The organism is Acidovorax sp. AC410 (assembly GCF_979253235.1).
The window spans coordinates 6,807,550-6,826,364 of sequence record NZ_CEEDCG010000001.1; the positions used below are offsets into that span (position 1 = coordinate 6,807,550).

18 protein-coding genes are annotated in these 18,815 nt (G+C 66.6%); 8 read left to right on the forward strand and 10 right to left on the reverse strand.

The window, feature by feature from the left end:
- Positions 1-8 precede the first annotated feature (8 nt).
- Positions 9-389 carry a thiol-disulfide oxidoreductase DCC family protein gene (locus AC0IZS_RS31640; RefSeq protein ID WP_471639280.1) on the reverse strand — a complete coding sequence of 127 codons (381 nt, stop codon included), beginning with the start codon at positions 387-389 and terminating at the stop codon, positions 9-11.
- A 94-nt stretch (positions 390-483) separates the two neighbouring features.
- On the opposite strand from AC0IZS_RS31640, the gene AC0IZS_RS31645 reads away from it, so the two are divergent.
- Positions 484-825, forward strand: a complete 342-nt coding sequence (locus tag AC0IZS_RS31645; protein ID WP_471639281.1) for a metalloregulator ArsR/SmtB family transcription factor — start codon at positions 484-486, stop codon at positions 823-825.
- 4 nt (positions 826-829) lie between these two features.
- Here AC0IZS_RS31645 and AC0IZS_RS31650 read toward each other — a convergent pair whose 3' ends face one another.
- The 4 genes from AC0IZS_RS31650 to AC0IZS_RS31665 form a co-directional block, all read right to left on the reverse strand.
- Positions 830-1,600 carry an SDR family oxidoreductase gene (locus tag AC0IZS_RS31650; protein WP_471639282.1) on the reverse strand — a complete coding sequence of 257 codons (771 nt, stop codon included), beginning with the start codon at positions 1,598-1,600 and terminating at the stop codon, positions 830-832.
- 47 nt (positions 1,601-1,647) lie between these two features.
- Positions 1,648-3,255, reverse strand: a complete 1,608-nt coding sequence (gene garD / locus AC0IZS_RS31655; RefSeq protein ID WP_471639283.1) for a galactarate dehydratase — start codon at positions 3,253-3,255, stop codon at positions 1,648-1,650.
- 43 nt (positions 3,256-3,298) lie between these two features.
- Positions 3,299-4,450: an L-talarate/galactarate dehydratase gene (locus tag AC0IZS_RS31660; protein WP_471639284.1), complete on the reverse strand. Its 1,152-nt coding sequence runs from the start codon at positions 4,448-4,450 to the stop codon at positions 3,299-3,301.
- Positions 4,451-4,515: 65 nt separating this feature from the next.
- Positions 4,516-5,475 carry a Bug family tripartite tricarboxylate transporter substrate binding protein gene (locus AC0IZS_RS31665; protein ID WP_471639285.1) on the reverse strand — a complete coding sequence of 320 codons (960 nt, stop codon included), beginning with the start codon at positions 5,473-5,475 and terminating at the stop codon, positions 4,516-4,518.
- A gap of 422 nt (positions 5,476-5,897) precedes the next feature.
- Here AC0IZS_RS31665 and AC0IZS_RS31670 point away from each other — a divergent pair, with 422 nt between their 5' ends.
- Positions 5,898-6,911 carry a LacI family DNA-binding transcriptional regulator gene (locus AC0IZS_RS31670; protein WP_471639286.1) on the forward strand — a complete coding sequence of 338 codons (1,014 nt, stop codon included), beginning with the start codon at positions 5,898-5,900 and terminating at the stop codon, positions 6,909-6,911.
- 17 nt (positions 6,912-6,928) lie between these two features.
- Here the strand turns inward: AC0IZS_RS31670 and AC0IZS_RS31675 are convergent, their stop codons facing one another.
- Positions 6,929-8,188 (reverse strand): MFS transporter, encoded by a 1,260-nt coding sequence (locus tag AC0IZS_RS31675; protein WP_471639287.1) that lies wholly within the window; start codon positions 8,186-8,188, stop codon positions 6,929-6,931.
- A 183-nt stretch (positions 8,189-8,371) separates the two neighbouring features.
- Positions 8,372-8,857 carry a VOC family protein gene (locus AC0IZS_RS31680; protein WP_471639288.1) on the reverse strand — a complete coding sequence of 162 codons (486 nt, stop codon included), beginning with the start codon at positions 8,855-8,857 and terminating at the stop codon, positions 8,372-8,374.
- Positions 8,858-9,031: 174 nt separating this feature from the next.
- Here AC0IZS_RS31680 and AC0IZS_RS31685 point away from each other — a divergent pair, with 174 nt between their 5' ends.
- From AC0IZS_RS31685 to AC0IZS_RS31710, 6 genes are all read left to right on the forward strand, one after another.
- Positions 9,032-9,535, forward strand: a complete 504-nt coding sequence (locus AC0IZS_RS31685) for a YbhB/YbcL family Raf kinase inhibitor-like protein (RefSeq protein WP_471639289.1) — start codon at positions 9,032-9,034, stop codon at positions 9,533-9,535.
- Positions 9,532-10,440 carry a helix-turn-helix transcriptional regulator gene (locus AC0IZS_RS31690; protein ID WP_471639290.1) on the forward strand — a complete coding sequence of 303 codons (909 nt, stop codon included), beginning with the start codon at positions 9,532-9,534 and terminating at the stop codon, positions 10,438-10,440. Before AC0IZS_RS31685 ends, AC0IZS_RS31690 begins: the two co-directional genes overlap by 4 nt.
- Positions 10,441-10,474: 34 nt before the next feature.
- A complete protein-coding gene (locus tag AC0IZS_RS31695) occupies positions 10,475-11,116 on the forward strand; it encodes a glutathione S-transferase family protein (protein WP_471639291.1) in 642 nt (213 codons plus the stop codon).
- A gap of 476 nt (positions 11,117-11,592) precedes the next feature.
- Entirely contained in the window at positions 11,593-11,829 is a 237-nt protein-coding gene (locus AC0IZS_RS31700) for a hypothetical protein (RefSeq protein ID WP_471639293.1), read from the forward strand.
- Between the two features lie 36 nt (positions 11,830-11,865).
- A complete protein-coding gene (locus tag AC0IZS_RS31705; protein WP_471639294.1) occupies positions 11,866-12,174 on the forward strand; it encodes a helix-turn-helix domain-containing protein in 309 nt (102 codons plus the stop codon).
- Positions 12,137-13,180, forward strand: coding sequence for a reverse transcriptase family protein (locus AC0IZS_RS31710; protein WP_471639295.1), 1,044 nt, complete (start codon positions 12,137-12,139; stop codon positions 13,178-13,180). Before AC0IZS_RS31705 ends, AC0IZS_RS31710 begins: the two co-directional genes overlap by 38 nt.
- A gap of 51 nt (positions 13,181-13,231) precedes the next feature.
- Here the strand turns inward: AC0IZS_RS31710 and AC0IZS_RS31715 are convergent, their stop codons facing one another.
- From AC0IZS_RS31715 to AC0IZS_RS31725, 3 genes are all read right to left on the reverse strand, one after another.
- The gene (locus AC0IZS_RS31715; protein WP_471639296.1) at positions 13,232-13,993 is read right to left on the reverse strand and encodes an enoyl-CoA hydratase/isomerase family protein; all 762 of its coding nucleotides are present in this window, start codon (positions 13,991-13,993) and stop codon (positions 13,232-13,234) included.
- A gap of 152 nt (positions 13,994-14,145) precedes the next feature.
- Positions 14,146-17,295: an efflux RND transporter permease subunit gene (locus tag AC0IZS_RS31720; protein ID WP_471639297.1), complete on the reverse strand. Its 3,150-nt coding sequence runs from the start codon at positions 17,293-17,295 to the stop codon at positions 14,146-14,148.
- A 33-nt stretch (positions 17,296-17,328) separates the two neighbouring features.
- The gene (locus AC0IZS_RS31725; RefSeq protein WP_471639298.1) at positions 17,329-18,726 is read right to left on the reverse strand and encodes an efflux RND transporter periplasmic adaptor subunit; all 1,398 of its coding nucleotides are present in this window, start codon (positions 18,724-18,726) and stop codon (positions 17,329-17,331) included.
- Between the last annotated feature and the right edge of the window lie 89 nt (positions 18,727-18,815).

Consider the following 18,815-nt stretch of genomic DNA (forward strand, 5'->3'; position numbering starts at 1 on the left):
CGACTGGCTTACCAGTGGCCCTGGGCTCGGTTCCAACGGTAGAGCCGGCGCGCAAAGGCGTTGTAGAAAAGGTCGGTGATGCGGCGCAGGCCCCACCAGCGCAGCGGCGCGGCCAGCCAGCCCCAGCGCGGCACGCGCCGCAGGGCGGCGGCCAGGGCATCGGCACCCACCTGCATGCGCCCCTGCCCGTCGGCCACGTGCAGGCGCTCGCGCACGGCTTCGAGGTCCAGGCCCAGGGCATCGAGCACCTCGGGGTGCTGGTGCACGTCCACCCACTGCACACCCTCATCGGTTGCCAGCCGCTCCCGCATGGCGCAGATGCCGGCATCGCACACGGGGCAGGCGCTGTTGTAGTACACGGTGGCGGTGGGGTTCGGGGTGTTGCGCATGGCCATTTCCTTTGCAGCCATCATAGCAATATTTAGTTAAATACCTAAATATTTAATTAAATAAGTCACGACACAGCTTCGCTAGAATGCGCAGATGGAAAAAATCTTCGAAGCGCTTGCGTCCATCCCTCGGCGCAAGATCCTGGCCTACCTGTCCGAGACCGAGCTGTCGGCGGGCGAGATCGCTGCGCGCTTCGAGATGAGCAAGCCCTCGCTCTCGCAGCACCTCAAGGTGCTGGAGAACGCCGGCCTCGTCACCTCGGAAAAGCGCGGCCAGTTCGTCTTCTACAGCCTGCAGCGCGACAACCTTGCCCACACCCTCACGGGCTTCATGCAGAGCGTGTGCCCCGTGTCCACGGGGCTCAAGAAGGAAAGCCGCGCCCTGGCCCAGAGCAAGGCCAAGGCGGCATCGAAAACCAAGCCGGCTACCGAATAAAGGCTCAGCCTCTTCCGGCAAACGGCATGTTCGATGCCATGACCGTCATGTTGAGCACATTGGCGGAGAGCGGCAGTCCGGCCATGTAGCCCACGGCCTCGGCCACGTGCTTGACGTCCATCATGGGCTCGGTGGCCATGGTGCCGTTGGCCTGGCGCACGCCCTCGCCCTTGGTCATGCGGACCGACAGGTCGGTCAGCGCATTGCCGATGTCGATCTGGCAACCCACGATGTTGAAGGGACGCCCGTCGAGTGCCAGGCACTTGGTGAGGCCCAGCACGGCATGCTTGCTGGCCGTGTAGGGGCTGCTGAAGGGCCGCGGCGTGTGGGCCGAGATCGAGCCGTTGTTGATGATGCGGCCACCCTGCGGCGACTGGCGGCGCATGAGGCCGAAGGCCGCCCGCGCGCACAGGAACACACCGGTGATGTTGGTGTTCACCACGTCCAGCCACTTCTCCACGGGCAGCTCGTCCATGGGCACGGCGGGCGCGCCGATGCCGGCGTTGTTGAACAGCACATCCAGGCGGCCGCATTCCTTTTCAACCGCCTGGAACAGCGCATCCACGCTGGCGGGGTCGCGCACGTCGGAGGTGACGGCCAGGGCCTTGCCACCCGCAGCCTGCACCTCGGCCACCAGGGCATCGAGCAATTCGGTACGGCGGCCGGTGGCCACGACGTGGAAACCATCCTTGGCGAGTTGCAGGGCAACGGCACGGCCGATGCCGCTGCCAGCGCCGGTGACGAGAGCGACTTTCTGGGCTGGGAGAGAGGACACGCGAGGACTCCTGGTGGAAACAAAAACGATAGTGTGAGGCAAGGCCTTCAGGTCACCGGTGCCGGGTTGAACAGCACCAGCGCGTTGTGCAGCTTCCACTGCTCGGCCCAGGTCTTCTTGCGGCCGCTGGCCACGTCCAGCATCAGCTGGAACATCTCCCAGCCCACATCGGCAATCGTCTTTTCGCCGGTGGCAATCGTTCCGGCGTTGATGTCCATCAGGTCGTGCCAGCGGCGCGCCAGGTCGTCGCGCGTAGCCACCTTGATCACCGGCACCTGGGCCAGGCCATAGGGCGTGCCACGGCCGGTGGTAAACACATGCAGGTTCATGCCCGCAGCCAGCTGCAGGGTGCCGCAAATGAAATCGCTGGCGGGGGTGGCCGCGTAGATCAGGCCGCGCTGCCGGAGCTTTTCGCCCGGCGCGATCACGCCCGAGATCGGCGAGCTGCCCGACTTGACGATGGAGCCCATGGCCTTTTCCACGATATTGGACAGGCCGCCCTTCTTGTTGCCCGGCGTGGTGTTGGCGCTGCGGTCCACGCGCCCGCGCTGCAGGTAGGCGTCGTACCAGGCCATCTCGCGGATCATGGCCTCGGCCACTTCGGGCGTGGAGGCACGGGAGGTGAGCTGGTCGATGCCGTCGCGCACCTCGGTCGTTTCCGAGAACATCACCGTGGCGCCCGCACGCACCAGCAGATCGGTGCAGTAGCCCACGGCCGGGTTGGCCGTGACGCCCGAGAACGCGTCGCTGCCGCCGCACTGCACGCCCACCACGAGTTCGCTGGCGGGCACGGTCTCGCGCCGGCGCGCGTTCAGGCGCCTGAGGTGCAGCTCGGCCTGGCGCAGGATGGAATCGACCATGGACATGAAGCCCACGTGCGCATCGTCCTGCAGGCACACCACGTCCAGCGGCGTCTCGGCGCTCGTGCCCGTGTCGGCCACGTTGCGCTCGTCCACCAGGGGGATGCTGCCGGGCGGCAGCAGGCGCTCGGGCTGCAGCTTCTCGCAGCCCAGGCTGACCACCATCACCTCGCCGCCGAAGTTGGGGTTGAGCGAGATGTTGCGCAGCGTGCGGATGGGGATCACCGCGTCGGGCGCGTCGATGGCCACGCCGCAGCCATAGGTGTGCTCCAGCGCCACCACGTCGTCCACGTTCGGAAAGCGCGGCAGCAGCTCGGCCTTGATGCGCTGCACGGCAAAGTCGGTGACGCCGGCCACGCACTGCACCGTCTGCGTGATGGCCAGGATGTTGCGCGTGCCCACCGAGCCATCGGCATTGCGATAGCCCTCGAAGGTATAGCCCTCCAAGGCTGGTTGCGGCTCGGGCTTCACCGTGGCGATGGGCAGGCCTTCGAGCTCGCGCGCCTCGGGCATGCGCAGCAGGCGCTCGTGCACCCAGCTGCCCGCAGGGATGGGTTTCAGGGCATAGCCGATGGGCACGTTGTAGCGGCGCACCTCGCCGCCTTCGGCAATGTCCACCAGCGCCACCTTGTGCGCCTGCGGCACCTTGTCCACCAGGGTCAGGCCCGAGGGGAACACCGTGCCCGCAGGCAGCCCCCCGTCGTTGGCGACGATGGCGACGTTGTCGCGCTCGTCCATCTTGATGTGCAGGGGTGGCCGCGCCGGGGTCATGGTGGATGCGGTGCTATTGGTCATGGGGTGTTCTCGGTGCTGTTTTTCTCAATCTACCGCAGGTGCATCAAGGGCGATGTCCCGCCTCTGCCGTTTCGCGCGTCCAGGCGCGCGCCTGCTCGCTCAGGCTCAGGCCCAGGCCGGGGCGCGTGGGCACGAGCATGCGGCCGTCCTTTATCTCCAGGCGCTCGTTGAACAGCGGCTCCAGCCAGTCGAAATGCTCGACCCAGGGCTCGGTGGCGTACACGGCGGCCAGGTGTACGTGCAACTCCATCGCGAAGTGCGGGCCCAGGCTCAGGCCCGCGTGCTCGGCCTGCGAAGCGATCTTGAGGAAGGGCGTGATGCCGCCCACGCGCGGCGCGTCGGGCATCAGGTAGTCGGCCGCGCGGTGGCGTATCAGTTCGCCATGCTCGGCAGCGCTGGTCAGCATCTCGCCGGTGGCAATCGGGGTGTCGAAGGTGGCGGCCAGCGCGGCATGGCCTTCGAAGTCGTAGGCATCAAGCGGCTCCTCGATCCACACCAGGTTGAACTCTTCGAAGATGCGGCACATGCGCTGCGCGTTGGGGCGGTCCCACTGCTGGTTGGCGTCGACCATCAGCGGCACATGCTCGCCCAGGTGCTTGCGCACGGTCTCCACGCGCGTGATGTCCAGCGCCCGGTCGGGCTGGCCCACCTTGAGCTTGATGCCGCCGATGCCGCGCTCGATGGAGGCGCCTGCGTTCACCACCAGTTGGTCGATGGGTGTGTGCAGAAAACCGCCCGACGTGTTGTAGCACTGCACCGAGTCGCGCTGCGAGCCCAGCAGCTTGGACAGTGACAGCCCCGCACGGCGCGCCTTGAGGTCGTACAGCGCCACGTCGAAGGCACCGATGGCCTGGGTGGACATGCCGCTGCGCCCCACCGAAGCGCCGGCCCAGCACAGCTTGGTCCACAGGCGCGAGATGTCGCTCGGGTCCTCGCCGATCAGCGCGGGCGCGATCTCCTTGGCGTGGGCAAACTGCCCCGGCCCGCCCGCGCGCTTGGAATAGCTCAGCCCCAGGCCCTTGTGGCCGTCCCGGGTTTCGATCTCGGCGAACAGCATCGCGATCTCGGTCATCGGCTTCTGCCGGCCGGTGAGCACCTTGGCGTCGCTGATCGGGTTGGCCAGCGGCAGGTAGCACGAGGAAACGCGGACCCAGGCGATGGAGTCGTTGGCGGCGGAGGGGGTGGAGGCAGTCATGGGCAGGGGCTGGAGAACAACAGGGAAAGCAGAGGCCCCAAGGCAGCGCCTGGGGCACGCGGAAATCAATCGATAGAAATCTTTCCGGTCTCGATCACCGTCTTCCAGCGCGCGTACTCCTTCTTCTGGAAGTCCGCGAACTGGGCCGGCGTGTTGACCACCATCTCGAAGCCGATGCCGACAAACTGGTCCCTGACCTTCGGGTCGTTGAGCGCTTCGGCAAACGCGGCGTGGGCCTTTTCGCGCACGGCGGGCGGCAGGCCCTTGGGCGCGACGATGGCCTGCCAGGAGGTGACCTCGACGTTCTTCACGCCAGCCTCGGTCAGGGTGGGCACATCGGGCAGCACGGGCGAGCGCGCGGCGCTGGTGACGGCCAGGGCGCGCATCTTGCCGCCCTTGATGTACTGCACCACCGAGTTGACGTTCTGGAACGAGGCATCCACCTGCCCGCCCATGATGTCGGTGTGCGCGGGCGCGCCGCCCTTGTAGGGCACGTGAATGGCGGTGGTGCCGGTCTGCTGCCAGAACAGCTCGGCCGTCAGGTGGTCGCTGGAGCCGTTGCCCGCCGAGGCAAAGGTCATCTTGCCGGGGTTGGCCTTGAGGTGGGCGACCACGTCGGCCACCGACTTGAGCGGCGAGTTGGTGGGCACGACAAGCACATTGGGCGACTGCACGGCCACGGTGATCAGGTCGAAGTCCTTGAGCGCGTCGTACTGCATGCCCTTGAGCAGGTGCGGCGTGATCACCAGGGGCCCGAGCGAGGTGACCAGGAAGGTGTACCCATCGGCCGGTGCGCGCTTGACGAAGGTGGCGCCGATGGTGCCCGTGGCCCCGGCCTTGTTCTCCACCAGGAAGGACTGCTTGAACTTGTTGGTGAGCAGCGGGCCTACGGCGCGCGCCACCTGGTCGGTGGAGCCACCGGGTGGGAACGGCACCACCAGGGTGACGGCCTTGTCGGGCCAGGTCTGGGCGTGCGATGCCAGGGCGGCCAGGCCGATGCACAGGGCGGTGAGTGTCTTTTTCATGCGTTGTCTCCTTCTTTATGGAAATGGTCCCGATGGCCAGCCCCCGCAGTTGCTGTGGCCTTGGGTGAAAAGGTCTGATGGCACGGCCCAAAATGACAACGTTGTCATTTTGTTGCCAGAGCAGCATCGTCGGGCGATTTTTGTGTGTTGGTTTGTCGGCCTCGCCAACTGCTCATTGCCACAGTCCGGCGCAAATGATATCGTTGTCATTTTGAGCCGTCAACCCGATTCAGACCAGGGTTTGCCCGAAGAAGACAGGCCTGCCGGGCCGCAAACCACCGCCCGCACGCCCATCGGCTCCGCCGGCGAGAGCCCCTACCCGTCGTCATCGCACCACGCCCCACCTGGCCAGTGCGGGGGCCTCCCCGGATTTTTGGTAGGGTATGGCCCCACTCACCACGCCCTTGCCATCGCCCTCCCCCATGAACTCCCCCTCCCCTCACAAGCCCGTCACCCTGCACGACGTGGCCAAGGTCGCGGGCGTGTCGCTCATCACCGCGTCGCGCGCGCTGGGCAACCCGGGCGTGGTGTCGGACAAGACCATCGCCAAGGTGCGCGAGGCCGTGGAGGCCACGGGCTATATCCCCAACCTGCTCGCGGGTGGCCTCAAGTCCAAGCGCAGCCGCATGGTCGCGGCCATCGTGCCGGCGCTGTCGGTATCGCAGTTCTTGCCCACCGTGCAGACCCTCACCTCGGCCCTGGCCGCGGGTGGCTACCAGGTCATCGTGGGGCAGACCAACTACGACGCAGAGCGCGAGGAGGCTGTGCTCAACACCATGATCAGCCGCCAGCCCGACGGCATCGTGATGACCGGCCTGGTGCAATCGCAAAAGGCGCGCGACCGACTCAAGCGCTCTGGCATTCCCGTGGTGGAAACCTGGGACCTGAGCGACCGGCCGGTGGACATGGTGATCGGCTTTTCGCACCTCAAGGTGGGTGGTGCGGTGGCCGGCTACTTCCTCGCGCGCGGTTGGAAGAAGGTCGGCATTGCCACCGGCAGCGACCACCGCGCCATGCTGCGCCGCGAAGGCTTTCTGGCCACCCTGGGCCGTGACGACGTACCCACCGCCGTGGTGCCCGCCCCCAGCAGCCTGGCCCTGGGCCGCCGCGCACTGGCCGAGTTGCTGGACAAGGAACCCGGGCTGCAGGCCGTGTGCTGCAGCTCCGACACCCTGGCCCACGGCGTGCTGGTGGAGGCCCAGGCGCGCGGCCTGCGCGTGCCCGAGGACCTGGCCGTGGTGGGCTTCGGCAACGCCGAGTTCGGCGCGCACATGCTGCCGTCGATCAGCACCGTGCATGTGGATGGCCCCGAGATCGGCCGCCTGGCCGCCCAGCTCATCATGGCCCGCTGCAATGGCGAGACAGTGGCGCAGCCCATCGTGGACCTGGGGTTTCGGCTGATCGAGCGGCGCTCCACGTCGGTGGACGCGGCGTAACCGCCGGGTGCCCAGGCCTATGCCCTGCGCCCCAGCCGCACAGTAGCCAGCAAGGCCAGCGCCACGCATGTGGCTCCCGCCCCCACGAGAAAGGCCGTGCCGATGCCGAACCAGTGCGTCGCCATGCCCACCACCGGCCCCGTCACGCCCAGCGCAATGTCGGCAAAGGCGATGAAGTTGCCCACCGCGCGGCCGCGCTGCTCGGGTGGCACCGAGCGCGTGGCCAGCACGCCCATGGCCGGGAACACGAGCGAAAAGCCCAGGCCCGTGAGCGTGGCACCCAGCACGGCCATGGCGGGGTTGCCCGCCTGCCAGATCAGCACCTGGCCCACGGCCTCGAAGGCCAGCGAACCTACGGCCACGGCCGTGGCACCCAGGCGGTCCGGCAGGCCCGAGCCGACCAGGCGCACGAGGATGTAGGCCGCACTGAAGCCCAGCAGCGCCGTGCCCGCATGGGCCCAGCCGTGGGCCGCGTAGTTGAGGGTGAGGAACGCAGCCATCGCCGCATACGGCACAGTGGCCAGCGCCAGCACCAGCCCCGGCCGCCAGATCAGGCCCAGCACGCGGTGGAACGGCACGCGTTGCTGCTGCCCACCCGAGGCCGGCACGGCCGGCACGGCCGGCAGCCGCAGCGCGATGGCCCAAGCCAGCAGCGGTGTGATCAGCGCGAGCACGCCCACGCCGGCAAAGCCGAAGGACGGCTGCACCGCCAGCCCGAGCGGTGCGCCCAGGCCGAGCGCGGCATAGATGGCAATGCCCGCCCAGGACATGACAGAACCCGTGCGTGCAGGCCCCACCCGCGCAATGCCCCAGCTCATGAGGCCGGTGAGGAACAGGCTTTCACCGAGGCCTGCCACCAGGCGGCCGAGGATCAGCACGGCCAGGCTGGTTCCAGCACCCAGGGGCAGCACACTGCCCAGCACATACGCCAGCCCCGAGCAGGCCGTGAGCGGCAGGCCCAGCAACACGGCAAAGCGCGGCCCGCGCTGGTCGCACAGCGTGCCCGCCTGGTGGCGCGTGAGCAAGGTGGCCAGCGACTGCAGGCCGATGGCCCAGCCCACGGTGGCCGCGCCAAAGCCCAGGTGGTCGCGCACCTCCAGCGCCAGGGCGCCGAGCGGAATGCTGATGGACAGAAAACCGAGGAAGACCGCCAGCACCACCGGTGCCAGCGCCGCAAACAACAAGGCGGGCGCAGGTGCAGAAACGGACCCGAGCGGGCGAACTACGGAAGAAACGGAGGGGGATGGAGAAGAAGAATGCGAAATGCGTGACGTCATGGAGAGCGCGCCTTTAAAACGCCGAGACACGCCCTTACTGGGCTCCTCTCGACAAAGGACGCGTTGGATGACGGTAACGCTTACGACAGGCTGGCTTGCAGCTGCGGGGCGGATTATGGCGCAGCTTTTGCGCGAGCGTCAACACGCGCTGCCGCTGCGCAACTGGCCGAGTGGGGGGTAGGACTAATCGCCGCGCACTGCCGCTTCGATTTTGGCTACATCAATCTTCCTCATCGGCATCATGGCCTGAAAGGCACGCTTGGCCACCTCGCCGCCCTGTGCCATGGCATCGGTCAGCACGCGCGGGGTGATCTGCCAGTTGATACCCCAGCGGTCCTTGCACCACCCGCACTGGCTCTCCTGCCCGCCGTTGCCGACGATGGCGTTCCACAGGCGGTCGGTCTCGGCCTGGTCGTCGGTGGCGATCTGGAACGAGAAGGCCTCGCTGTGCTTGAACTGCGGGCCGCCGTTGAGGCCGATGCAGGGGATGCCGGCGACAGTGAATTCCACCGTCAGCACATTGCCCTTCTTGCCGCCGCCCGGGAAGTCCGAGGGTGCCTGGTGCACGGCACTCACCTTGCTGTCCGGGAAGGTCTGGGCGTAGAAGTTGGCAGCGGCCTCGGCTTCGCTGTCGTACCAGATGCAGACGGTATTCTTGGCGGCGGGCATGCAGGTCTCCGGTGTGGGAAAAGCGGCCAGTGTGTCGCGTTCGATGCCCGTCGGCAAGGCAAGCGCTTGTAGGACACCCGCTTGATCGGATTGGCACAGAATGCGATTGGCGCCGCACCCTTTGAAAGCACCCCGAAACCTAGACTTGTCGAACACCAACCACCGGGATCCGACATGCCTTCCAACACCACACAAGCCTTCACCGTACACAGCCCCGACATGGCCGACGGCCGCGTGGCCCGCGCGCAATTCGCCAGCGCCATGGGCGGCCCGGGCGACAACCTGTCGCCGCAGATCGAGTGGCAGGGCGCGCCGGCCAGCGCGCAGAGCTTCATCGTCACCCTGTACGACCCCGACGCACCCACCGGCTCGGGCTGGTGGCACTGGGCCGTGGCCAATATCCCGGCCAGTGCCCGTGCGCTGCCGCGCGGCGCCGGGGTGGCAGGCACCGGTGCCCTGCCACCAGGCGCCGTGGAGATCAACACCGACATGGGCGTGCCCGGCTATGTGGGCCCCCTGCCCCCGCCCGGCGAAACGCACCGCTACGTGGTCACCGTGACCGCGCTCGATGTGCCGCGGCTGGACCTGCCGCCCACGGCCACGCCAGCACTGCTGGCCTTCATGGCCGGCGCCCACACGGTGGGCAAGGCCAGCTTCACCGCCATGGGCGCACGATGAGCGCGGCATCGATGAACCACAGCCCCATGCGCCCACGCCACGCCCCACCCGACGGCGCAGCCCCGGCCCGCAGCATCCACGCCCTGCCCGGCGTGGGCATGGCGGCCCACGTGCTGCAGGGGCGCGGGCTGGAGATACTGCGCATGCGCATGGACCAGCCTGCGCTGATCCTGGTCGACCAGGGCACCAAGACCGTGCGCGCCGAGCGCGGCGCCACGGCACGCGCCATGCCAGGGCAGGCCATCGTCATCGACGGCCAGCAGACAGTGGACTTCACCAACGCCGTGCCCCGCGGTGTGGACCACTACGAGGCCCGCTGGCTGGTGTTCGACACCGCCCTGCTCGAAGACCCTTACTACCTGGCCCGTGCTGCGCAGGCCGAGCGCTCCGGCAGCGCGAGCGCATCGGTGCGCCGGGTGCCCCAGGTGGCACCAACGCTGGCCAGCGCGTTCGAGCGCGCCGCGCAATCCCTGGCGCCCGACCAAGCCCTGCCCGCCTCCGTCGCGCGCCAGCGCGTGCTGGAGGTGCTGCACTGGCTGCTGGAGCAGCACGGCATCGCCCTGCACGCCCCACCAGCGAACCCCGGTGTATCGGTCAGGGTGCGCGCGCTGATCGCGAGGCAGCTCGACGCCGACTGGACCGCCGGCCGCATCGCCAGCGAAATGGCCGTGTCCGAAGCCACGCTGCGCCGGCGCCTCACGGCCGAAGGCGCATCGCTCACCCAGCTGCTGGTGGATGCACGCATGGCCACCGCGCTCACGCTGCTGCAGGCCACGGCGCAACCGGTATCGTCCATCGCGCTGTCGGTGGGCTACGAATCACCCTCGCGCTTTGCCGTGCGGTTTCGGCAGCGCTTTGGCTTTGCACCCACGGCCGTGCGCGGCCATGAGCGCGGGGCCCACTGATCCCTTTTCCAAACCCTCAACCAACCACTACCCCATGCTCAAGATCCACCACCTCGGCCACTCCCAGTCCGAACGCATCGTCTGGCTCTGCGAAGAACTGGGCCTGCCCTACGACCTCGTGCACTACACGCGCGACGCCGTCACGCGCCTCTCGCCGCCCGAACTCAAGGCCTTGCACCCGCTGGGCGCCGCGCCGGTCATCGAAGACGGCGACCTGCTGCTGGCAGAGTCGGCCGCCATCGTCGAATACATCATCGCCAGGCACGGCGGCGGCCGCCTCAAGCTCTCGCCGGACCATGCGGACTACGCGGCGTTCCTGTACTGGTTCCATTTCTCCAACGGCAACCTGATGCCCGTGCTGGGCCGCATGATGGTGGTCAACCGCGCCCAGTTGCCGGCGGACCACCCAGTGCAGCAGAACGCGCAGGTGCGCCTGGACCGGGTGCTGGCGCTGGTGGAGGCACGCCTGGGCGAAGTGCCCTACCTTGCGGGCCAGGAGTTCACGGCCGCCGATGTGATGAGCGTGTTCTCGCTCACCACCATGCGGCTGTTCCAGCCGCTGGACCTTGCGCCGTACCCGCACATCCGCGCCTACCTGCAGCGCATCGGCGCGCGGCCGGCGTACCAGCGCGCGATGGCGAAGGGGGATCCGGATCTGGTGCCGCTGCTGAAATAGCAAGTTGCACCAGACCGTGCCAGATCAATCCGTCTTACGTTACAAGTGCACACAAATAAAACGTACTGACAGTCAACAAATACGGACTGAAAGTCGTATTATTCGGTCACGGCGGCACGAACCGTGCCGACGAGGTTTGACAGATTGAAGGTTTTCTCCAGCACCCAAAGAGCAAAAGTCAGTGATCGGGCTTCGCGAAAGCGAGGTCACTCTGTTGGACAGTAAACAGAGCGTTAACGCAAACCGCTTAACCGGGAGACCGGCGCGGTGGCAGCAATCGGAACACCACGCAGGCTGCAGGACCTAGCCGCGACGATCGCAGTGCTTAGCACCGCGAAATCGCAGCGACGGGCGGCACTTGCTAGGGGGACGATACAGCAGCCAGCGGCAACTGTGATGGGCTTGGTAGTCGAGTTGGCTCCTTTTCGGAACCTGCTTCTTGGGGGACGGGCATGTGCCCGGAAATGGAGAGTGAAATGGACAAGCAATCTCGTGCGAACCACATCGCGGTGTTGAAGAAGCTTCGCGATGCACACCGTAGCCAACTCGACGATGGTGATTTGAGTGAACTGAACAGCCTTATCAAGGAGCTTGAAAAAGCACCATGCGGCTTCGAAAAAACTGCGGATGCGGCGTTGCTCGCCGCCCGTGTTCTAGAGGCGATCGCGAGAGTCATCCATGTGGTGACCAACCTCAGCGATTGGTTCAAGTGACTCAGGCCCCCAAGCCCATTCTTTGTTCAATACATCATGAATATCGGCAGCGCAATACAGCTTGCAAGAACAAGGCGAAAGCTTTCGCAAGCTCAACTGGCACAGCGTGTAGGCATGTCTGTGTCGTATTTGTCCTTGCTGGAGCGATCACTGCGTGATCCACCTCTTTCCACGCTTCAACGCATCGCTGCAGGCCTCCATGTCCCACTTGAAATTTTGTTTTTTCTAGGCTCTGAGGAAAACGAGCTGAAGGGAATTAACAAGGACCTTGCCGGACAACTCGCGACGATGGCACTGGAGTTGCTCAATGAGCCTGAACCTAGTCAGACCGACCTATCCACATAGACCAATCGGCTCTGTTCCTACGCTCGCATCTATGCTTCGCATATCCGAGCGTGATCTTGTAGAAATAGCGGGTCGCGCAGACGGGATGTATCGAGCAGTCAAGCTGAAGACTGGGCGGCAAACCTTTGATGCCAATGCCCCTTTGAAGCCACTTCATGCACGCATCAAAACAACGCTACTTGTCCATGTCAACTTTCCCCAATATTTGACAGGAAGCTTGAAGGGGCGTGACTACAAAGTCAACGCCGAGCTGCACCAGAATCAAGCCGTGGTCATATGCGAAGATGTGAAAGGCTTCTTCGGCGCTGTTTCTGATGAGCTCGTATTTGACATATGGCGGCACTTTTTTAAGTTTCCCCAAGCAGTTTCGGAAATCCTGACCGCTCTTACGGTAAAGGAAGGCTCCCTGCCACAAGGAGCCATTCCAAGCTCATACCTTGCCAACCTAGCGATGTGGCGCGACGAGCCGCTGCTTCATGCAAAACTGGCAGCCCAAGGCATTGTCTATTCAAGATACGTCGATGACATCGCCCTGTCTTCAACAACTCCACTCGCACCGGGCAGAAAAACCCAACTGATTGCTGATGTCTACGGAATGCTCAGCCGCAACGGGCTTTCAGCGAAGCGAGAGAAGCATGAAATTTATCCGGCAACAAAACGCATGATCACGACCAAACTGGTCGTGAATCGAAAGGCTTCGCTGCCCCCAGCCAAGAGAAGCAATGCGCGAGCGGCTGTTCATGAGGCAGAGCTACTTGCCAGAATCCCAGGGATAGAACACCAAGTCGCGTTGGCAGCGTTGAACAAGGCTGCGAGCCGTGTCGGGGAGCTGGGCCGCTTCCATCCGAATCTCGCAATTCCACTGCGCAGACGACTGCAGCTGACACGAGATTTACTTGGAGCAGGAGAAAGCGCTCCAGTGATCACCGGTAGGGAATCGCCCTTTGACACATTGCCAGATCTGGCCCCATGGGAGATTGAGAACCTCAGTAGCACTCCGCCCTAGCTCTAGCGAATTGCGCGATGGTTATCGATCCGCAAGCGTAGTCAGGACAGCTCACAAGCGCCCTTTTGCAAACACCGCGATCCGCTGCGCAGTATCCGGGTCCGCAAAGCACGCATTCGCGACCTTGCTCTCCACCACCAGCGCCTCTTCAATGCGCGGCCCCAGGCCCGATGTGAGCACGCGCTTGAGCCGGGCGGTGGCGCCGGCTGAGCGGGTGGCCACCTCGGCGGCCAGGGCCATGGCGGTGGGCAGCATCTGGTCGGCGGGCACCACGCGATTGACCAGGCCCAAGGCCTTGAGGTCGGCTGCGCTCTGGCGCTCGCCCAGCACGATGAGTTCCATGGTGCGCTGATGGCCAAGGATCTGGGGCAGCAGGTGGGTGACGCCGCCGGTGACGAAGTGGCCCAACGCCATTTCGGGGAAGAAGCAAACCAGGGTGTCGGCCGCCACGACCATGTCGCAGTTAAGCACCCATTCGAAGCCGCCGCCCACGGCATAACCATGCACGGCGCCGATGACGAGCTTGGGGCCGAACATGATGTCGCGCGTAATCTGCTGGATGCGCTCGCTGTGCTCGGCGATGGTGGCGGGGCTTTCGGACTGCTCGGCAAACTCCTTGAGGTCGTCGCCTGCGCAGAAGGCGCGGCCGGCGCCCGTGAAGACGATGGCGCGCGTGGCGGGCTCGTTCTGAGCGGCCTGCAGGGCGGTGTGCAAATCGACCAGCAAAGTACCGCTGATGGCGTTGAGGCGCTCGGGGCGCTGCAGGGTGACGACGCTGACGGCGCCTTCAACGGTGTGGGTGGCAAAGCTCATGCGAAGGGATCTTTCTGCGGCAATAAGGCCTGGGTGGGGCACCGCAGCATGGCATGCGCTTGAATTGAACGCACGCGGTGCCTGGGCGCGCACAACATGCGCCAATATGCCAGACGGTGCGCGCCAGCGGCCGTCGCCCCTCCCCCCGGCTACTACTTCGCCACGTAATCGTGCGGAGGGTGCAGCGGCTCGGCGGGTTCCTCCGCGGCCACGGCGGTGTTGGCGCCCGGCACGGCCTTGCGCGCGAACAGGGTGTACATGGTGGGCACGACGAAGATGGTGAGCAGCGTGCCCAGCGACATGCCACCCACGATCACCCAGCCGATCTGCGAGCGTGTTTCGGCACCGGCGCCCGAGGCCAGGGCCAGGGGGATGGCGCCGAGCACCATGGCGCCCGTGGTCATGAGGATGGGGCGCAGGCGCTGGGCCGAGGCCTTGACGAGCGCATCCACCATCTCCAGGCCCTGCTCGCGCAGCTGGTTGGTGAACTCCACGATCAGGATGCCGTGCTTGGTGATCAGCCCCACCAGCGTGATCAGGCCGATCTGCGAATACACGTTGAGCGAGCCCCCGCTCCACTTGAGCGCCAGCAGCGCGCCGATCATGGACAGCGGCACCGAGACCATGATCACCAGCGGGTCGATGAAGCTCTCGAACTGCGCGGCCAGCACCAGGAAGATGAACACCAGCGCCAGCAGGAAGACGATGCCCAGGGCCCCTTGCGAACTGCGGAACTCGCGCGAGGTGCCGTTGAGGTCGGTGGTGTAGCCGGGCTTGAGCACCTTGGCGGCCGTGCTGTCCATGAAGGTCAGGGCCTCGCCCAGCGAATACTCGGGTGACAGGTTGGCCGTGATGGTGACCGAGCGGCGCTGGCCGAAGTGGTTGAGCTCGCGCGGGCTCACGCTTTCCTTGACGTTGACCAGGCTGGACAGCGGGATCATCGCGTCGTTGCGGCCGCGCACGTAGATGCTGTCGATGTTCTCGGGCGTGGTACGGCCACTGGCCTGGGTCTGCACGATCACGTCGTACTGCTCGGAGTCGCGCTTGTAGCGCGTGACGGTGCGCCCGCCCAGCATGGTCTCGATGGCCTTGGCCACCACGTCCACGCTCACACCCAGGTCGGCGGCGCGGTCGCGGTTGACGGCGATGCGCAGCTCGGGCTTGTTCAAGCGCAGGTCGGCCTCGGGGGAGATGATGCCGGGGTTCTTGGCGATCTCGGCCATCATGGCGTTGGACACGGCGTTGAGGTTCTCATAGCTGTCGGAGGTCTGGATCACGTAGGTGAGCGGGCGCGCACGGAACGGCTGGCCCAGCGAGGGCGGCGTGATCAAAAAGGCATTCACCCCCGGCAGGCCAACCACCTTGGGCTGCAACTCGCGCACCAGGTTGAGCGTGCTGCGCGAGCGGTTCTCCCAGTCCACGGTGCGGTAGATCACGCTGCCCTGGGCTACCGTGGGGTTGCCGATGTTGGCGAAGATGCGGTCGAACTCGGGGTAGTCGCGGCCCACCTTTTCGAGCTCCAGCGCATAGCGGTTGGTGTAGTCCAGCGTGGCGCCGTCGGGTGCGGTGACGTTGACCAGGATGGTGCCGCGGTCTTCCAGCGGCGAGAGCTCCTGGCGCATGCTCGGGTAGACCAGCACCAGCGCGGCGCCGCTGACCGCCATGGCCAGGATCACCAGCCAGCGCGCCTGGAACAGCGCGCCGCGCACGCCACCCGCCCGGCCCCCCCACCGCGCGGTGACGATCCAGCGCAGCAGCCGGCCATAGGCGTCCGAGAGGGCCGTGAGCCAGCGCTCCATGGAGCGGTCGAACCAGTTGGGCTTCGGGTTGTGCTTGAGCAGCAGCGAGCACATCATGGGCGAGAGCGTGAGCGCCACGAAGCCCGAGACCACCACGGCGCCGGCCAGCGCCAGCGCGAACTCGACGAACAGCCGACCCGTGCGGCCGGGCGTGAAGGCCAGCGGCGCATACACGGCCACCAGGGTCAGCGTCATGGCGACGATGGCAAAGCCGATTTCGCGTGCGCCCTTGATCGCGGCCGAGAACGGATCGAGTCCCTCTTCGATGTGCCGGTAGATGTTCTCCAGCATCACGATGGCGTCATCCACCACCAGGCCGATGGCCAGCACCAGGGCCAGCAAGGTGAGGGTGTTGATCGAGAAGCCCGCCAGCGACATCAGCGCAAAGCTGCCCACCAGGCTCACCGGGATGGTGACGATGGGGATGATGGAGGCACGCGCTGTGCGCAGGAAGACGAAGATCACCAGCGCCACCAGCACCACGGCCTCGGCAATGGTGGTGTAGACGCTTTTCACCGAGCGGTCGATGAACAGCGAGTTGTCGTTGGCGATGTCGATGGCGATGTCGGGCGGCAGGTCGGCCTTGAGCGTGGGCAGCATGGCGCGCACGCCGGCCGACAGCTCCAGCGGGTTGGCCGTGGCCTGGCGGATCACGCCCAGGGAGATGGCCTCGCGCCCGTTCAGGCGCACGCGGCTGCGGTCGCTGGCGGCGCCCTCCTCCACCCGCGCCACGTCGCGGATGCGCACCGGAAAGCCGTTGACGGTGCGAATCACCACGTTCGAGAACTGCGCGGGGCTGGCCAGGTCGGTCTGCGAGGTGACGCTGAACTCGCGCTGCTGCGACTCGATGCGGCCGGCGGGCAGCTCCAGGTTGTTGCGGCGGATGGCGTCTTCCACGTCCTGCGTGGTCAGGCGGTAGCCGGCCAGGCGCTCGGGGTCGAGCCACACGCGCATGGCGTAGCGGCGCTCGCCGTAGATGGGCACGTCGGCCACGCCGGTCACGGTCTGCAGGCGCGGCTTGACGATGCGGTTGAGCAGGTCGTTGATCTCCAGCGGGGTGCGGGTGTCGCTGCTGAAGGCCAGCCACATCACGGGCGAGGCGTCGGCCTCGACCTTGGCGATCACGGGCTCGTCCACCGCGTCGGGCAGCCGGTTGCGCACGCGGGCCGTGCGGTCGCGCACCTCGGCGGCGGCGTTGTCGGCGTCCTTCTCCAGGCGAAAGCGCACGCTGATCTGGCTTTGCTCGGCGCGGCTGATGGAGGTGATCACGTCCACCGCGTCGATGCCGGCAATCGAGTCTTCGAGCGGCTTGGTGACCTGCGACTCGATCACCTCGGCCGAGGCCCCCGCATAGCGCACGCTGACGGTGACCACGGGCTCATCGATCTTGGGGTATTCGCGGACCGACAGGCGCGTGAAGCTCACGGCCCCGACCAGCAGCACCAGGAGCGACAGCACGGTGGCCAGCACCGGCCGGCGGATCGATAGTTCAGCGAGTTGCATGGCAGGGGCTCATGAATGGGGGCGCCAGCTCGCTCAGCCGGGCTGGCGTGGCGCTGCGGCAGGGGTCTGGCGGCCCGGGGCGGTGCCCGCCGCCTGGCAGGGGTTGGGTCCGGGCAGTGGCTCGGCCAGCGCGACCACGGCAGGTGCGGCGGGTGCCACCGGGGCCGGCACGGGGGCGGGTGCGGCAGACGCGGGCACATCGGCCGCGGCAACCGTACCCGATGCAGCGCCCGAGGCCGCGCGCGCAGGCCCGGCAGCGCCCTTGGCCTTGCCAGCCGCCTCCGACTGGCCCAGCACCACCACGCGCACGGCCGTGCCGTCGCGCTGGATGCGTTGCTGGCCGGCGGTGACGACCAGATCATCGGCGGCCAGGCCGTCCACCACCTCCACCAGGCCGGGGGCACGCGCGCCCAGTTTCACGGCGGTGCGCTGGCTCACGCGGGTGCCCGGCTCCTTGCCGTCGATCACCTTGTAGACGAAGGCGTTGCTGCCCTCGGGCACGATGGCCTCCTCGGGGACCACGCGGGCGTTGGCACGTTCGGAGAAAACGGTGGTCACGCGCGCGAACATGCCGGGGCGCAGTTGCAGGCGGCGGTTGTCGATGCAACCGCGCACGGCCACGGCGCGGCCATCGGCATCGATCTGCGGGTTGATGGCCAGGACGACGGCGGCGTAGCGCACACCGGGCAGTGCATCGAAGGCCACGCGCGCCGTCTGGCCGGTGCGCACCTTGCCCTGCAGGCGCTCAGGCAGGCGAAAGTCCACGTACACCACGTCCAGGTCTTCCACGTTGACGATGTCGGCACCGTCCTTGAGGTAGTCACCCACGTTCACGCCGCGGATGCCGGCAATGCCGTCGAACGGCGCCAGGATGCGCAGCCGCGAGGCCGTGGCCTGCGCCAGCGCCAGCTTGGCCTGGGCCACTTCGAGGTTGGCGGCGCTCTCGTCGACCGAGCGCTGGCTGATGAAGCCCTGGGCCACCAGCTCCTGGTTGCGCTTGTGGTTGGCCTGGGCGATGGACAGCTCGGCCTGGCTCTGCTGCACCTGGGCGCGGGGCAACTGGTCGTCGAACTGCACCAGCACCTGGCCCTGGCGCACGCGCTGGCCATCGGTGAAATTGAGTGCCGTGATGCGCCCGCTGACTTCGGGGCGCAGCACCACGCTGCGGCGCGAGCGCAGGCTGCCCACGGCCTCGGCATCGTCGCGCAGCGCCATCTGGCGCACGGGCACGGCCTCTACGGCCACCACCCGGCCTGCGCCGCCTGGCCCGCCCGGGCCCCGCGCACCGGCCGAAGGGCCACTGCCCCCTGCAGGCGCAGCCGCACCGTCCGTCTTGGGCGGCGCTGCAGGGCGCTGAAGCCACCATGCGGCCCCCGATGCGGCAGCGATGCCGACGACAGCAACAACGATGTAACGGGTTTTGGACGCCATGGATCAGCAACAGCAGCAGTGAAATCGGTGGAGCCGCACGAATGCGGGCAATCCACCAATGTATCAGTGTGTGTCCAAAACCGCAGCCT

What these genes read in the sequence shown, in the direction of transcription:
- AC0IZS_RS31710 (WP_471639295.1), top strand. Translation starts at nt 12,137, where the DNA reads ATGAGCCTGAACCTAGTCAGACCGACCTATCCACATAGACCAATCGGC.
- AC0IZS_RS31640 (WP_471639280.1), bottom strand. Translation starts at nt 389, where the DNA reads ATGCGCAACACCCCGAACCCCACCGCCACCGTGTACTACAACAGCGCC.
- AC0IZS_RS31670 (WP_471639286.1), top strand. Translation starts at nt 5,898, where the DNA reads ATGAACTCCCCCTCCCCTCACAAGCCCGTCACCCTGCACGACGTGGCC.
- AC0IZS_RS31665 (WP_471639285.1), bottom strand. Translation starts at nt 5,475, where the DNA reads ATGAAAAAGACACTCACCGCCCTGTGCATCGGCCTGGCCGCCCTGGCA.
- AC0IZS_RS31645 (WP_471639281.1), top strand. Translation starts at nt 484, where the DNA reads ATGGAAAAAATCTTCGAAGCGCTTGCGTCCATCCCTCGGCGCAAGATC.
- AC0IZS_RS31660 (WP_471639284.1), bottom strand. Translation starts at nt 4,450, where the DNA reads ATGACTGCCTCCACCCCCTCCGCCGCCAACGACTCCATCGCCTGGGTC.
- AC0IZS_RS31695 (WP_471639291.1), top strand. Translation starts at nt 10,475, where the DNA reads ATGCTCAAGATCCACCACCTCGGCCACTCCCAGTCCGAACGCATCGTC.
- AC0IZS_RS31705 (WP_471639294.1), top strand. Translation starts at nt 11,866, where the DNA reads ATGAATATCGGCAGCGCAATACAGCTTGCAAGAACAAGGCGAAAGCTT.
- AC0IZS_RS31680 (WP_471639288.1), bottom strand. Translation starts at nt 8,857, where the DNA reads ATGCCCGCCGCCAAGAATACCGTCTGCATCTGGTACGACAGCGAAGCC.
- AC0IZS_RS31720 (WP_471639297.1), bottom strand. Translation starts at nt 17,295, where the DNA reads ATGCAACTCGCTGAACTATCGATCCGCCGGCCGGTGCTGGCCACCGTG.
- AC0IZS_RS31685 (WP_471639289.1), top strand. Translation starts at nt 9,032, where the DNA reads ATGCCTTCCAACACCACACAAGCCTTCACCGTACACAGCCCCGACATG.
- AC0IZS_RS31725 (WP_471639298.1), bottom strand. Translation starts at nt 18,726, where the DNA reads ATGGCGTCCAAAACCCGTTACATCGTTGTTGCTGTCGTCGGCATCGCT.
- AC0IZS_RS31700 (WP_471639293.1), top strand. Translation starts at nt 11,593, where the DNA reads ATGGACAAGCAATCTCGTGCGAACCACATCGCGGTGTTGAAGAAGCTT.
- AC0IZS_RS31690 (WP_471639290.1), top strand. Translation starts at nt 9,532, where the DNA reads ATGAGCGCGGCATCGATGAACCACAGCCCCATGCGCCCACGCCACGCC.
- AC0IZS_RS31675 (WP_471639287.1), bottom strand. Translation starts at nt 8,188, where the DNA reads ATGACGTCACGCATTTCGCATTCTTCTTCTCCATCCCCCTCCGTTTCT.
- AC0IZS_RS31715 (WP_471639296.1), bottom strand. Translation starts at nt 13,993, where the DNA reads ATGAGCTTTGCCACCCACACCGTTGAAGGCGCCGTCAGCGTCGTCACC.
- garD (WP_471639283.1), bottom strand. Translation starts at nt 3,255, where the DNA reads ATGACCAATAGCACCGCATCCACCATGACCCCGGCGCGGCCACCCCTG.